Origin of the sequence: Maribellus sp. CM-23 (genome assembly GCF_021354595.1) — a bacterium.
In the GTDB taxonomy this organism is placed as follows: Bacteria; Bacteroidota; Bacteroidia; order Bacteroidales; family Prolixibacteraceae; genus Draconibacterium.
The window spans coordinates 177835-192866 of the sequence record NZ_JADWYJ010000006.1; the positions used below are offsets into that span (position 1 = coordinate 177835).

At 43.3% G+C, this 15032-nt stretch carries 11 protein-coding genes; 6 read left to right on the forward strand and 5 right to left on the reverse strand.

Translation table 11 applies throughout. The features are described from left to right. Window positions 1-48: 48 nt before the first annotated feature. Window positions 49-948, forward strand: a complete 900-nt coding sequence (xerD, locus tag INQ51_RS19480) for a site-specific tyrosine recombinase XerD (RefSeq protein WP_233379627.1) — start codon at window positions 49-51, stop codon at window positions 946-948. 401 nt (window positions 949-1349) lie between these two features. After that, a complete protein-coding gene (gene pckA / locus INQ51_RS19485; RefSeq protein WP_233379628.1) occupies window positions 1350-2954 on the forward strand; it encodes a phosphoenolpyruvate carboxykinase (ATP) in 1605 nt (534 codons plus the stop codon). 121 nt (window positions 2955-3075) lie between these two features. On the opposite strand, the gene INQ51_RS19490 is transcribed toward pckA, so the two are convergent. Together INQ51_RS19490 and INQ51_RS19495 are read right to left on the reverse strand one after the other, a co-directional pair. Then, window positions 3076-5205 carry an FUSC family membrane protein gene (locus tag INQ51_RS19490; protein WP_233379630.1) on the reverse strand — a complete coding sequence of 710 codons (2130 nt, stop codon included), beginning with the start codon at window positions 5203-5205 and terminating at the stop codon, window positions 3076-3078. Window positions 5206-5351: 146 nt separating this feature from the next. Further along, complete coding sequence (locus INQ51_RS19495) at window positions 5352-6224, reverse strand: TIGR01777 family oxidoreductase (protein WP_233379631.1); 873 nt, start codon at window positions 6222-6224, stop codon at window positions 5352-5354. A 109-nt stretch (window positions 6225-6333) separates the two neighbouring features. Here INQ51_RS19495 and INQ51_RS19500 point away from each other — a divergent pair, with 109 nt between their 5' ends. The 3 genes from INQ51_RS19500 (at window position 6334) to INQ51_RS19510 (ending at window position 10983) form a co-directional block, all read left to right on the forward strand. After that, the gene (locus INQ51_RS19500) at window positions 6334-8112 is read left to right on the forward strand and encodes a chloride channel protein (protein ID WP_233379632.1); all 1779 of its coding nucleotides are present in this window, start codon (window positions 6334-6336) and stop codon (window positions 8110-8112) included. Window positions 8113-8191: 79 nt separating this feature from the next. Next, the gene (locus INQ51_RS19505; protein ID WP_233379633.1) at window positions 8192-9892 is read left to right on the forward strand and encodes a chloride channel protein; all 1701 of its coding nucleotides are present in this window, start codon (window positions 8192-8194) and stop codon (window positions 9890-9892) included. A 95-nt stretch (window positions 9893-9987) separates the two neighbouring features. Beyond that, a complete protein-coding gene (locus tag INQ51_RS19510; protein WP_233379634.1) occupies window positions 9988-10983 on the forward strand; it encodes a N(4)-(beta-N-acetylglucosaminyl)-L-asparaginase in 996 nt (331 codons plus the stop codon). Window positions 10984-11060: 77 nt separating this feature from the next. On the opposite strand, the gene INQ51_RS19515 is transcribed toward INQ51_RS19510, so the two are convergent. Next, on the reverse strand, window positions 11061-11543 hold the full coding sequence (locus INQ51_RS19515) for an RNA recognition motif domain-containing protein (RefSeq protein WP_233379635.1): 483 nt from the start codon (window positions 11541-11543) through the stop codon (window positions 11061-11063). Window positions 11544-11912: 369 nt separating this feature from the next. After that, a complete protein-coding gene (locus tag INQ51_RS19520; protein ID WP_233379636.1) occupies window positions 11913-12638 on the reverse strand; it encodes an AAA family ATPase in 726 nt (241 codons plus the stop codon). A gap of 229 nt (window positions 12639-12867) precedes the next feature. Here INQ51_RS19520 and INQ51_RS19525 point away from each other — a divergent pair, with 229 nt between their 5' ends. Further along, window positions 12868-13917, forward strand: coding sequence for a Gfo/Idh/MocA family oxidoreductase (locus tag INQ51_RS19525; RefSeq protein WP_233379637.1), 1050 nt, complete (start codon window positions 12868-12870; stop codon window positions 13915-13917). A 164-nt stretch (window positions 13918-14081) separates the two neighbouring features. Here INQ51_RS19525 and INQ51_RS19530 read toward each other — a convergent pair whose 3' ends face one another. Beyond that, the gene (locus INQ51_RS19530) at window positions 14082-15002 is read right to left on the reverse strand and encodes an aldo/keto reductase (protein WP_233379640.1); all 921 of its coding nucleotides are present in this window, start codon (window positions 15000-15002) and stop codon (window positions 14082-14084) included. Window positions 15003-15032 lie beyond the last annotated feature (30 nt).

A 15032-nucleotide genomic window follows, 5' to 3' on the forward strand; every position in this document is an offset into this window, starting at 1 on the left:
ATCAGTAGGGAAGAAACAGACATTAAAAATAACTTAATTTGGTAGATTATGAAATGGGAGGATAGTAAAAAGGGCTACGAAAATTATCTGAAACTGGAGAAGTCTTTGTCTCAGAATTCGATAGCAGCCTACATAAACGATGTCAATAAGCTGACCGATTTCTTAGCAAATAAGTATAAAGGAGTGGCTCCCGATAAAGTTAAACTGGACCAACTCAAAGCTTTTGTTGAATGGCTTAACGAACGGGGCGTGAGCCCGCGTACCCAAGCCCGGACAATCTCCGGGATAAAATCTTTTTACAAGTACCTTCTTATTGAAGGGAAAATTACGAATGATCCAACAGCATTATTGGAATCTCCTAAAATAGGGCGGAAACTTCCGGATATTTTAACGATGGAAGAAATTGATACGCTGATCAATGCCATTGATTTAAACAAAGCCGAGGGGCAGCGAAACAAAGCAATGCTGGAAACATTGTACAGCTGCGGGTTACGTGTGTCGGAGTTGGTGAACCTGAAGATCACCAATCTTTTCTTTGAGCAGGGCTTTATCAAGGTAGAAGGAAAAGGGGAGAAAGAGCGCCTTGTTCCGGCCAGCAAAAGTGCCATCGAAGAGATCAATAAATATCTTACTACCTACCGCAAAAAACTGCGTGTTAGCAGGGACAGCGAGAATATTTTGTTCCTGAACCGGAGAGGTAGAAAATTAAGCCGGGTAATGATTTTTACGATCATTAAAAACCTGGCTGAAAAAATTGGTCTCGATAAAAAGATCAGTCCCCATACGTTCAGGCATTCTTTTGCAACACATTTAATAAACGGCGGGGCTGATTTGAGAGCCGTACAAGAGATGCTGGGGCACGAATCGATTCTAACAACTGAAATTTATACCCACCTGGACAGGGATTACCTGCGGAGTACCATTCATCAATATCATCCTAGGTCTTAATATCTTTAAAATAACGTATGGCAAGGGGCAATAGAAATGTTGCACCCTTTTTTATTTTCTGAGAAAGCCCATCGAAAATCAACAGCAAAATATGGTTTAAATATTCATAATCACCCTAATCCGTCAACTGACAGATCTTCCCTTTCTATAAATATAGAGGAAGCTAGGGAGAGGGAAAATTTCTACTTTCATTTCTGTTTGTGATTTCGGTGATCATGATTATTTTATTTGCACATATATTCACTTTTTGAAAGAAAAATCCAATGTTAACAGATTGTTTAATTGGTCTGCTAATGCAACTAATTGCCTGGAATAAGGGGAGCTGATCCGAAAAAAAAATTATTTTTGTTACCCGTTTATAATTCGAACGAAACATTTATAAAGTTAATTATTAGGTAGTTATGAAAAATTTGGATCTAACCAAGTACGGCATCCTTGATGTGAAGGAAATCGTACATAACCCATCTTACGAACAGCTCTTCGAAGAAGAGATGAAACCTGAATTGGAAGGCTTTGAAAAAGGTCAGCTTACTGAGTTGGACGCAGTAAACGTAATGACTGGTATTTTCACTGGCCGTTCACCTAAAGACAAGTTTATTGTTATGGATGACACTACAAAAGATACTATGTGGTGGACTTCGGAACAAGCTAAAAACGACAACAAACCAACAACTCCTGAAGTTTGGGCCGAATTAAAAAGTTTGGTAGCAAAAGAACTGTCGGGTAAAAAATTGTTTGTTGTTGATACTTTCTGTGGTGCGAACGAAGATTCTCGTTTGAAAGTTCGTTTCATTATGGAAGTGGCATGGCAGGCTCACTTCGTAAAAAACATGTTCATCCGTCCAACAGAAGAAGAATTGGCTAACTACGGTGAACCAGACTTCGTTGTAATGAACGGTTCTAAAACAACCAACCCGAACTGGAAAGAGCAGGGTTTGAATTCAGAAAACTTTACTGTATTCAACCTGACTGAAAAAATGCAGGTGATTGGTGGTACATGGTACGGTGGCGAAATGAAAAAAGGTATGTTCGCGATGATGAACTACTACTTGCCACTGCGCGGTATGGCTTCCATGCACTGTTCGGCCAACGTTGGTAAAGAAGGTGATGTTGCTATCTTCTTTGGTTTGTCTGGTACTGGTAAAACCACTCTTTCTACCGATGCTAACCGCCAGTTAATTGGTGACGATGAGCACGGATGGGACGAAGCTGGTATCTTTAACTTCGAAGGTGGATGTTATGCTAAAACCATCAAGTTAGACAAAGATTCAGAGCCGGAAATTTTCGCTGCTATCAAACGTAACGCATTGTTGGAAAACGTTACTGTTAATGCTGATGGTAAAATCGACTTCAACGATGGTTCTACTACAGAGAACACTCGCGTTTCTTACCCAATTTACCACATCGACAACATCGCAGTACCTTCAAAAGCAGGTCATGCTCAGAAAGTGATCTTCCTGAGTGCAGATGCATTTGGCGTATTGCCTCCGGTTTCTAAACTGACTCCGGATCAGACAAAATACCACTTCCTGTCAGGTTTTACAGCAAAATTAGCCGGAACTGAGCGTGGTATCACTGAGCCAACTCCAACTTTCTCGGCTTGTTTTGGTGCTGCTTTCCTTACACTTCACCCAACAAAATACGGTGAAGAATTAGTGAAGAAAATGGAAGAGCACGGAGCAGAAGCTTACCTGGTGAACACAGGTTGGAACGGATCAGGAAAACGTATCTCAATCAAAGATACACGCGGTATTATCAACGCTATCCTGGATGGTTCGATTGAAAAAGCTGAAACGAAAGTTATCCCAATCTTCAACCTGGAAGTACCTACTGCATTGCCAGGTGTTGATCCTAAAATTTTGGATCCACGCGACACTTATGCTGATGCTGCAGAGTGGGAAACTAAAGCTAAAGACTTAGGTGGCCGTTTTATCAAAAACTTTGTTAAATATACTGATAACGAAGAAGGTAAAGCATTGGTTGCTGCTGGTCCTCAACTTGACTAATTATTGGTTTAGTTACTATACAAAGCCTTCCGTTGTTAAACGGGAGGCTTTTTGTTTTTCAATACTTTGCGTTGCTGATTAAAAGAAGTAGTAAATGCTATTTTTTGAAAAGCTTAAGCTGTTAATTGGCAGCTCTGTCATCCTGTGTTTCCTGAAGCTCCTGCATTATTTTGGCGGTAGAATCGGCAATGTTGTAAAAAAGCCGGAGTTGCTGTTTTTTTAATCCCGAGTCGGTAGTGACAATTTGTTGCTTCAGTTCCAGTAGTGTGGGGGAGAGATTACTTGTATTGCTGTGAGTTTTGCTTTGCAGGTAGCAGCCTGCTTCGTTAAGCACCGCATTTACCCGTTCCATTATTTCCTGCATGTTTTCTATACCGGGAAGATGGGTTTCGCGGTGAGCTCCCAAAGCCGAAATATGTGACAATAACGCATGATTCAGGTAAGTGAGCGTAAAAGCATGTTTCATCAATTTGCGTTTGCTTTTGGGTTCCTGACGCATGCTGTTCCAGGCCAGTGCCAGTTCGTTATCCGCTAAATGAGCCTCTCTGCGGGCAATCCGGTATGCAAGGTCATCTTTGCTGGTTTCTTTGTATTCGCGCAAAATTTCCTGCAAATAAGCCCTGTTCTTTTGCATCGCTTTCGAAATTAGTTCAGGCATGCGGCGGTATTGCCATCCGGGCCACAGAAAACGTATTACGATAAACGACAAGGATGCGCCAAGCAAGGTGGCGATTAAGCGGGGCTCCAGAATATGTAACCCGGCATCTTTCGAAATAAGGTTGAAAGCGCTGATAACAAAAGTAGTTACAAAGATCACCGCCACCGAATAGTTGGTTTTCAGCCAGTAAAAGAAGGCCATCGCCGAGCCCAGCATTAAAAGAACCTGCGCTGCGGTAGTGGTGAAAATATGAAGCAGTAAGGCTCCCAGCACCACACCGGTTACGGTACCCAGTAAACGTTGGAAGAGTCGGCGCCGTGTATCGCTGTAAGTTATCTGGCTGACGAATAAACTGGTAAGCATTACCCAGGCTCCTTTGTCAAGATGAAGGGATTTTGCCAAGATAAAACCAATCATAAAGCTCAAACTAAGCCGCAGTGCATAACGCATTCGCGGATGTTTGAACGACAAAAGAGATTGAAAACGTTCCATCGGGCTTCGCTTGTCCCGTTTTAAACGTGGAATGGCGGTTCCTTCCTCCGTGTTATCAAGGTACTTTAACGATAATTGTGAACGGTACAGGTTGTGGTGCAGTAATACAAGCGGCTGAGCAGTGTTTGCGTCAATGTGTTTAAGCTTTTCTTCAATGGCATTTGAAATCCACTCGAGTGCCATTGGGTGATGGTACGAAGATCCTGTGAGAACATTGTCAGCCACCTGCCGGGTTGCAAAGGCTAGCTGACGAAGCATTTCACCAAAGCCTTCCATAACTTCCAGGTTGTCGGTGTCGTTGCTCAGTTTATCGTGTCGCTCGTGACTGGAGGCAGCCCGCTCGTGGAGGCTTTGTAAAAGCATAAAGCGCTGAAGGTAAGGACGCAAAGGTTCAGGATCGCTTAATTCTTTTCCGTAGTTATTAAGTACTTCTTTTATTTTTTCGAGCGAATTAACCACACTGATGTTTAGCAATGCCAGGTCTTTGTTGATGCTTGCCTGTTCCTGTTCCTCGCTGGGAAAAAGCATCGACTTTTTTTCGAGGTAATTGGAAAGGGTAGTAAAGCCCTTGGCCAGTTGTTCGTCCAATAAGCGCCAGGGGTTTAAATACATCAGAATAAGCGTTAGGATGCCATGAAACAGGGCACCTGCGGGCAACAGCACCGCCTGCCAGTACCAGGCCGGGCTTATTTCTATACCCAGCATGGCATAAATTCCCACCAAAACGGAGCCAAAAGTAATGGCGCGGTAGCGTTCTCCCAGTCCGCCCAAAAGAATAAATACAATGGTGGAGAGAACGAACCCGGTTCCGAGCAGCCAGGGGTAATTATTTAGCAGGCCAACAGCAAAACTGGAGATGAAAAAGCTAAAAACGGTTATAGATAAGGCTTTTACTCGTCCTTTGGGATGATCGTCGGTTTCGGAAAGTGCTCCGGCCAATGCTCCCAAAGCAAGTGTTACACCAAAGAATGGCTTACCTGCAATAATGAATGGAATGGCTAAAACTCCCATCGAAATGGTGGAACGCAAGGCAAACAGACGGTCAGGACGACGCCAGAAAACGTTTTTGAGCTTTTTCAGGTTGCTTTGCAGGTATTCCATTTCAATTCTACTATTTGGCTGTTATTAAATGAATTCTGCTGCAAAGCTAGTGAATGAAGTTGACATCTATTTTATTCGCTGTCCTTTCCTTATTTAAAATAAATATAAAGAAACGATTAGGTAATGTTGAAGAAATATAAGGCGATCTATCCAAGGATTTCACGCAAAGCAGCATCGATATCGGGGTAGTGAAACTTAAAACCGGCTTTTTGTATTTTTTGGGATGAAACTTCGGGTGATTGCGTTAACAGAACGGCGGCTTTTCCCAACACCAGTTTTATTGCTATTTCAGGAATGAAAAGAAAGGTAGGCCGCCTGAGTTGGCGTGCCAGCTTCCGGGTAAAAGTTCGGTTGTTGATTCCTTCCGGAGCAACCAGGTTGAAAGTGTTGCTTTCTGAATATTCTTCCATAGCCCATGCAAAAGCGCGGGCCACGTCTTCCTCATGAATAAAAGGAAAAGTTTGCTGGCCGTTTCCGATGCTTGCCCCCAGTCCAAGTTTGAATGGTACCAATAATTTGGTGATTGTTGAGGCTTGCTTTCCAATCACCAGGCCAATTCTGAATATCACTTTTTGAACCTGTGCCGGTAATTCAGCGAGTGGCTTTTCCCAATCTTGCACAACGGTTCCGAGGAAACCATCGTCAAAGACAGTACTGTTTTCGTCGTGAAGGAGTCCGGTTTTGTATATTCCGATAGCAGAAGCCGAAATGAATTTCTTCGGACGAAATTCGGCAGGCAGCTCGTTGATTGCCTCAACCAGGTTTTGAGTGCTTAGTACACGGCTTTCATAAATTGTTTTCCTGTTTTTAGGGGTCCAGCGTTGCAATACCGGAGCTCCTGCCAGGTTAATTACCGCATAACACGAGCGAATTTCGTTTATCAATTCATCCTTTTGGGACAGTGTTGGGCGGGGGATACCTTTCACCAGAAAACCGGCAGCTTTCAGTTGGGCCGTCAGGAGACTTCCCAGGTAACCGCTTTGCCCCGTAATAACAACTGTTTTCGTTTGTTCGTTCATCTTGCAGAATTCTGTAATTTACGTTTGTTAAGCTAACAAGTTTTGGCTGTTTTTAGTTCTTAAAAATTGTTAAGCGAAGCACCTATTTGTTACTTTTGCTTTTCTGAAAATGAAAGGTAACTTACATATTTGGGTACGTTTGCACCGATGGCGTCTGAAGCATTTGAGTGAGAGGGGGTTTCTCACCATTCTGAGTATCGTTGTCGGGATACTTTCCGGGATTGCTGCGGTTATTATCAAAAACACGGTTTGGCTTACTCAGCGGGTCGTGCATTCGGTGGTAACAACCGACGTAGAGAACTACATTTATTTTGCCTTGCCCATCATTGGTATTTTTCTTTCGGTATTGATCATTAAATACGTAGTCCGCTCCGAAGTGAGGCATGGGATTCCTAATGTACTACACAGCATTTCGAAGCAAGGAGGAAAAATTCGATTACACAATCTTTATTCGTCTGTACTTACCAGTTCGTTAACCGTGGGATTTGGTGGCTCTGTCGGGTTGGAAGGACCGACCGTAGCTACCGGAACGGCCTGGGGATCGTGGTTAGCCACTACTTTTCGGCTGAGCTACAAAAATACGATACTTATGTTGGCCTGTGCCTGCGCAGGGGCCATGGCTGCTATTTTTAAAGCGCCCATCGCAGCTATTGTTTTTGCGGTAGAGGTTATTATGATCGACCTTACCGTATTTTCGCTGGTGCCCTTGCTGCTGGCATCAGCAACGGGTGTTGTTACCTCTTATTTTTTCCTCGGGCAGGATGTATTGTATCCTTTTGACGTAAAACAGGCTTTTAACATGAACGATCTTCCGTATTACATTTTACTGGGGATCGTGGCCGGTTTTGTTTCAGTTTATTTCACCAAAATGTACCTGTTTGTTGGCGGTTTGTTCGAAAAACTAAAAAATAAGCGTACTCGTTTGCTGATTGGAGGAACCGGTTTGGGACTGCTAATTTTCCTGTTTCCAAGTTTGTATGGGGAAGGTTACGAGGCCATAAACGATTGCCTGGCGGGAAACCTGGAATATTTGTTCGACAATAGCCTGTTTTACGGATTTAAAGATGAACTTTGGGTGGCTATAATCCTGATCGCTGCTGTGATTTTATTGAAGATTGTGGCAACCTCGCTTACTTTTGGAGCAGGTGGTGTTGGTGGAATTTTTGCACCAACCCTGTTTATGGGTGTAAATACCGGAATGCTGTTCTCTCTGCTGGTTAAACAAACGGGGCTTCATCAGATCAATACCAATAATTTTGCTTTGATTGGCATGGCGGGGCTTATTGCCGGGGTTTTGCATGCCCCGTTAACAGGCATTTTCCTGATTGCGGATATTTCGGGTGGTTATCAACTGTTTGTTCCGCTGATGATTACGGGTACTTTTTCGTACCTGATTGTAAGAGCTTTCACTCCTAATTCGGTTTATCATATTCAGTTGGCTCAACGCAAGGAGCTGCTGACACACGACAAGGATGCCAATGTATTGCAAATGATGGACGTACGGGAAATGATTGAAACCGACTTTGAAATACTAAAACCTAACGCTACTTTGCGCGATCTTACAGAAGCCATTACAAGAGCTCACCGTGATTTGTTTCCGGTGGTTGAAAAGGATGGGAAATTGATCGGCATGGTGAAAATGGACGATGTGCGTGATATGATTTTCAAGCATGAATTGTATGACGTGATCCAGATAAAAGATTTGATGTACATGCCTCAGTATTCGATCGATCCAAACGACAACATGGAAATGGTTGCCAACAAGTTTGAAGTATCAGGTCGCTATAATCTGGCTGTAATAGAAGAAGGAAAATATATAGGTTTTATATCGCGTGCGAGGGTGTTTACCCGCTACCGAAAACAAATAATTAATGTTTCACATGTTTAGGAAATACAATCCCAAGAGGTTACTTAACCGATTGGTTGCATGGAGGATAGCTAAAGTCAGTGAGAAGAACTTTCTTTATATGCTGAGTTTGGTTGTGGGGTTACTGAGTGGTTTGGCTGCTCTTATTTTAAAAAGGAGTATTCACTTTGTGGCAGAAGGACTTACTTCTTATATCGATTTGGAGGGATTCCGGTACCTGTACCTGTTTTTCCCGATGTTTGGTATTTTTCTGACCGTTTTGTTTATCCGGTATTTTATCAAGGACGATATCGGGCATGGTGTTTCAAAAATTTTGTATGCCATATCCAAGAAGAGCAGTAAGCTAAAACCACATAAAATGTATTCGTCGATGGTGGCCAGTTCGCTCACCATTGGTTTTGGAGGGTCGGTAGGATCGGAGGCACCCATTGTGCTTACAGGTGCTTCGATTGGTTCCAACCTGGCTCGCATATTTAAACTTCGCTACAAGTACATCACGCTGATGGTGGGATGTGGAGCAGCCGGTGCTATTGCTGGTATCTTTAACGCCCCAATGGCAGGTATCGTTTTTACGCTCGAAGTTTTGATGCTCGATCTGAACATGGCCTTTTTGATTCCGCTGTTGATATCAGCCGTAACGGCCACTGTGTTAGCCTACTTTTTTATGGGCGAAGGAGTGCTGTTGAAATTCGTACAGGTTGCTCCCTTCGAAATCAACACTATCTGGATTTTTCTTCTGGTAGGTGTTTTTACTGGCTTTTTAGGCCTTTACTTTACCCGTGGTACCATGTACTTCGAAAGTCGGTTTAAGGGCATTAATAGCTGGTTTATACGCATGTTGGCCGGTGGTTTCATCGTCGGAGTGCTGGTATTTCTTTTTCCTCCGTTGTGGGGGGAAGGGTACGACAGTATTATTACCGTTTTTAACAATCACGGGCATGAATTGCTCGATTCATCTCTTTTTGCTCCCTGGAAAGATAATCCGTATATCGTGTTACTGGTAGTTGCCGGTATTTTGATATTTAAAGTGCTGGCCATGTCAGCTACAACCGGGGGAGGAGGTAATGGCGGAATCTTTGCCCCTACTTTGTTTTCAGGAGCCCTGGCTGGTTATTTTGTCATTAAACTGCTGAATACCTTATTCGGACTTAATGTGGTGGAAAACAACTTTGCCCTGGCGGGAATGGCCGGAATGATGGCAGCAGTAATGCATGCACCACTTACCGGAATTTTCCTTACGGCTGAAATAACAGGTGGTTACGGAATGTTTATTCCGCTATTGATCACCTCCACCGTAGCCTATGTAACCATTATGGCATTTGAGCCGCATTCAATCTATACCAAACGCCTGGCAGATACCGGCGAACTGATTACCCACAACAAAGACAAAGCGGTGTTGAGGTCGATGGAAGTGAAAAAACTGATTGAAAACGATTTTGTTATTCTTTCGCCTGATGGAACATTAAGAGACCTCGTAAAAGCTATTTCAAAATCGAACCGAAACTTATTTCCGGTGGTTGATAAGGAAGGTTATTTAAAAGGCATGGTCAAATTATCAAAGATCAAATCATTGATTTTTGAACCGGAATTATATGATAAGGTAAAGGTGAAGGATTTAATGTTCATGCCCGAGTTTTATATTTCGTCGCAGGACAGCATGGAGACTGTGGCCGAGAAGTTTGAGACTTCGAACCGCTACAACCTGGCTGTTATTGACGAAGGTAAATACCTTGGGTTTATCTCTCGTGCCTTGGTATTTTCCAACTACCGGAAAACATTGGAGTACTTTTCACACGATTGATTCTGGGAGTTGCAAGCCATGTATGCTTTAGCAATTCAACAAAGGAGTGTGTGGATTTTACGTATTTTTGAATGAACATTTAGAAACAGATAGTTATGACTTCAAGAAGATCTTTTTTGGTGAAAGGCTCTTTGGCATTAGCCGGAATTGGCCTTGCAAAGCAGGGACTGGCATCAGTTGGTGCTGAAAACGGAGGAAACATTCCGATTGTAATTTCTACATGGAATCATGGTTTGCCGGCCAACGAGGCTGCCTGGGAGGTACTTTCAAAAGGTGGTCATTCGCTTGATGCGGTAGAAGCAGGTGTGCGTGTTCCCGAAGCCGATCCCAACGTGATTACCGTAGGGAAAGGGGGCATTCCGGATGCCGAGGGAAAAGTAACGCTCGATGCCTGTATTATGGATGAAAAGGGCCGCGCCGGGTGTGTTACCTACCTTCAGCATATTGTGCATCCGATTTCTGTGGCCCGTTTGGTAATGGAAAAAACGCCGCATGTGATGCTTAGCGGTAAAGGAGCTTTGAAATTTGCGTTGGAGAATGGCTTTAAAAAGGAAAAACTGCTCACACCAAAGCGCAAGGAAGAGTGGAAAAAGTGGAAGAAGGAGCAAAACAAGTTCAGCAATAAGATAAATATTGAGAATGTAAGCGAAGACAATCACGATACCATCGGAATGCTGGCAATTGACAAAGATGGCAGAATATCGGGGGCATGTACCACCAGCGGAATGGGGTATAAAATGCCTGGCCGTGTAGGCGATTCTCCCATCATTGGCGCCGGTTTATTTGTGGATGGCGAAGTAGGTGGTGCTGTAGCTACCGGTTCCGGAGAGTTGGTAATGAAAACGGTGGGAACTTTTCTGGTGGTAGAGTTAATGCGAAACGGCATGTCTCCGTCTGAAGCGTGCGAAGAAGCAGTTAAACGCATTGCCCGAAAGATTCCGGATTATGAGAATCACCAGATTGGTTATATTGCACTGAACAAAAAGGGCGAATACGGTTCTTTTTGCATTCAACCGGGGTTTAATTTTGCGATTAAGAGTGAGGTGAAAACCGGAATGGAAGATGCCGAAGCCTGGTTAAAGAAGCTGTAAGAATCTTATACTTGATAAAAATAAAAAGGTGTTTGGATTTCCAAACACCTTTCTTATACTATCAGAGCATTAGTTGTCTACCATTGCTCGTCGTAGCTTTGGCCGTAGCCTCCGCTGCGACGATCTCCGCCGCCTCTGCGGTCTCCACCGCCACCTCTGCGATCACCGAATTTACGGTCACCACCGCCACGTCGGTCGTCGCTTCTAAAGCCACCACCGCCACCACGGCGATCACCACCACCGCCACCACGGTTAAAGCCACCACCACGGTTGAAACCGCCGCCACCGCCACGGTTAAAATCCCTTCTGGGGCGTTCCTGTTGAGGATTGGCCTCTTTAACAACAATGTTTTTCCCGTCTAATTCCGTTTCGTTCAGAGCCGCAATAGCTGCATTTGCTTCTTCGTCGTTTGGCATTTCAACAAAACCAAAACCTTTCGAGTTCCCGGTCTCTCTGTCAATAATAACTTTGGCAGAGGATACTTCTCCGTGAGCAGAGAAGAGATTCATTAGGTCTTCATCTGTAGTAGATGAGTTTAACCTTGCAACAAATAAATTCATAAAAAAAATAGAAAAATAAAGTAATGTATAAATTGTAAAACACTGGTGCTGTTAACACCTTTTAAAATCAATGAATTAAGAAGAACGTTAGAAATTAAGACAGAAAATCACAAGGTTTCAATTTGGTGAAGAACGTATTAAATTCTATATGCAAATAAAAGTACTATTTATCAGATTTACACTATACCTACAACTCTTTTTTTAGAAAAATTTTTGAAAGTTAAAAGGCCTTTCCGAAAAAAGGCCTCTGTAAGGTGAGATTTAAGTATTAATTCTCCCGGTTTACGGGAGTTGTTATTATCATAGTGCTTCAAATATATTGTTTTATAAGGTTTTCTCAAACTAAAGCGGAAATTTAAACAAGAACGTCTAATAGTCATTAAAACGGGCAATGATCTGTTTATTCCTTAAAATATTGACAATGGAGTCCACAATCAGGTCATCTTCCAACGAAGCATAATTGAAAATTACATCAAAATCGTTGTTTTCAGCTTTTCTCCCAATCACTTTTTCGATAAAGGAGTCACGCTTATCGTCCATCTCAGTAATAAATTTCTCGGCTTCGGCACGTGTCAGATCCTTGATCTGCATAACTCTGTTGATTCGCCAATCGGTTGGTGCTTCGAGCCTTATATTAAGCTTGTTAGGTACGTTTTTGAGAATTACGCCGGCCGACCGGCCAACAATGATGGTTCTTCCCTGGCATGCCAACCTGCAAATGATACCTTTAAGTGTCAGGATCAGGTTCTCATCCGAAATATCGTAAATGGTTTCTTCCGAAAATGCTTTGTCAACGGTTTTCAGGAATTTGACAGCGTCGCCTTTTTCATTGTCGTATCCGCCTTCAACCACTTCAGCAATCATCTCTTCCACCACTTGCGAGAACATTTCTTTGTCGACCCATCTCCAATCTGCATCGGTTTTTGTATCGGACATGTAACTGTAGCCGGTTAAAATTTTCGACAATTTTATGGCAATTCGCTTGGCTGAACATCCCGCCTGGCGGGAAATAGTGATAAAAGGGCCGGGAAAATCTCCGGTTTCAAAATTCATATGCCGGTAATTCTGTAAATAGTTATTGAAGAAGTTCTCCATTTTTTGATTTAGTTAAGCAACTGGTTCATCAAAACTAATTTACAATCAAATATTCTGTAAACACATAAAACATGTTATAGAATAGCTGAATTTGGAGATGTTTTTTAACAACTTCTGGCTGAGTCGTGTAAAATAGCTACTTTTAAAACGTTGGTTAATACCTTGCTGTAATTAGGCTGAATGGTATTGGCGAATGTGTTTGTTTGTTGAAAATCAAATGAATGAGATCATGAAAACAACGATAAAAACTGCTTTAACATCGTTCGGAATGTCGGGCCAGGTATTTCACGGGCCTTTGTTGAAGGTGAATTCAGGGTTTGAGGTCGTAAGTATTTTAGAGCGATCAAAAAACTTATCGGCAAAGCTTTTCCCCGAAGCGACCATTGTGCGCAGCTATTCAGAAATCCTCGATAATCCCGAGATAGAGCTGGTGGTGGTAAATACGCCTGACAGTTTTCACTTTAATATGGCAAGAGAAGCCCTGGAAGCCGGGAAGCATGTGGTGGTGGAAAAGCCCATGACCTTAAAAAGTGAAGAGGCCGAAGCGTTGATCGACCTGGCGAAAAAGAAGAACCGGATGCTAACGGTTTTTCAGAACAGGAGATGGGATGCCGATTTCAGAACTGTTCAACAGGTTATAAAGGAAGCAAAATTTGGCCGGCTGATTGAGTTTGAGTCTCATTTTGATCGTTACCGAACCTCCATTGCGCCCAACACCTGGAAGGAAGAAGGAGATGAATATGCCGGAGTGCTTTACAACCTGGGCTCGCACATGGTCGACCAGGCTGTGGTTTTGTTTGGGATGCCGAAAGAAGTCACGGCTCATTTGCGCATTGTCAGAAAAGGGGGAGTGGTATACGATTATTACGATATCAGGCTTGAATATGCCGGATTTGCGGCTCTTTTGAAGTGCTCTTACCTGGTGAAAGATCCGGGGCCTCGGTATACAATTCATGGCGAGTTGGGGACTTTTTACAAGTCAGGGATCGATCCGCAGGAGGAACTCTTGAAAGCTGGTAATCTGCCAACTGGTGAGGACTGGGGGGCAGAACCGCCAGAAGAGTGGGGAACATTGTTTTATGAAGAAGTCGGGGATGAAGTGGAAGAGTTGGTGGAAACGATTCCCGGAAATTATGGCCTTTTTTACGAGAATGTGTACGAGGTTATTCGTAACAATGCCAACTTGTTGGTGAAACCGGAACAGGCCGCCGGTGTTATTCGAATTTTGGAAGCTTGTCTGCAAAGCAACCGTGAGAAGCGAACCGTTGAAATTTGCTAAACAGGTAAAGGGGCAAGAAAACTAGTAATGAGTAGAGAGTATTGAGTATCGAGAATCCAGAATCAAGTATCGAATCAGGAGAATTAAATATTTAAGCATTCACGCATTACAGCATTCTGTCCTTCAATCCATCAGTCCTTCAATCTAACATCGAGTATCCGGTACTAATTATGGAGCTTCGCCAGTGCTTTTTGTGTGCGGCCAATGTAATTATCGATTTGGTCTTTTTCTTCAAACCCGATGATCATCATATCTACGCTGCCAAGCCCGAGCACAAAGTTGAGTGCATTGTCAATTTTTTCGCTGTCATTTCGCAGTTTTCCGTCGCCAACCAGCTTCATGCCAATAACACCTTTTCCCGATTTGTGAAGCTGATGGATCACTTCTACCACTTCCTGCGGGTCTGGTTTGTCCATAGCGATTCCGTATGGGTTGATACGTACATGAATGACATCTACCCACGAACTTTCAAGCGCCGCTTTCATTGCCGGCAGCGAATGAACCGAAACTCCGTGTCCACGGATAATGCCTTTGGCTTTTAAGTTTTCCAGGATATCCATTTGCGCTTTCATACTGTCAGTCCAGTTGTCATCCACCATGCAGTGCAACTGTACCAGATCGATGTAATCGGTGTTAAGTTCTTTCCGGAAACGATCCACCACCACATCGGCCGGAGGACGTTCGTTTTCAGGAATTCCACCACCGCGTTCCCAAATTTTTGTGGTAATGGTCAGCTCTTTCCGATCCATCTTTTTCATGGCTTTTGCCAGCATTTGGTGGGTTCCGTAAGTGTCGGCCAAATCGAAGTAGCGTATGCCTTTTTCATACGCATGATGCAGTAATTCCAGGCTTTGAGCTTCATCCTGCCGTGTTAGAAAGCTGGACCGGTTGGTCGCATGAACACCCGTTCCCATTCCGAGTAGGGATGTTTGGATACCGGAGTTTCCCAACGTGACTTTTTGTAAGGGATCAAGACTGCTAAAGCGGGTGTCTGCGGCGTACAACGGGTTGGAAAAGAGCAGGTGGGCAGTTCCCAAACCAAGAGCACCGATAAACTTTCTGCGATTCATGTTTAAGTCTGACATATTGTTTTGTTTAGATTTAAATGGTATTTC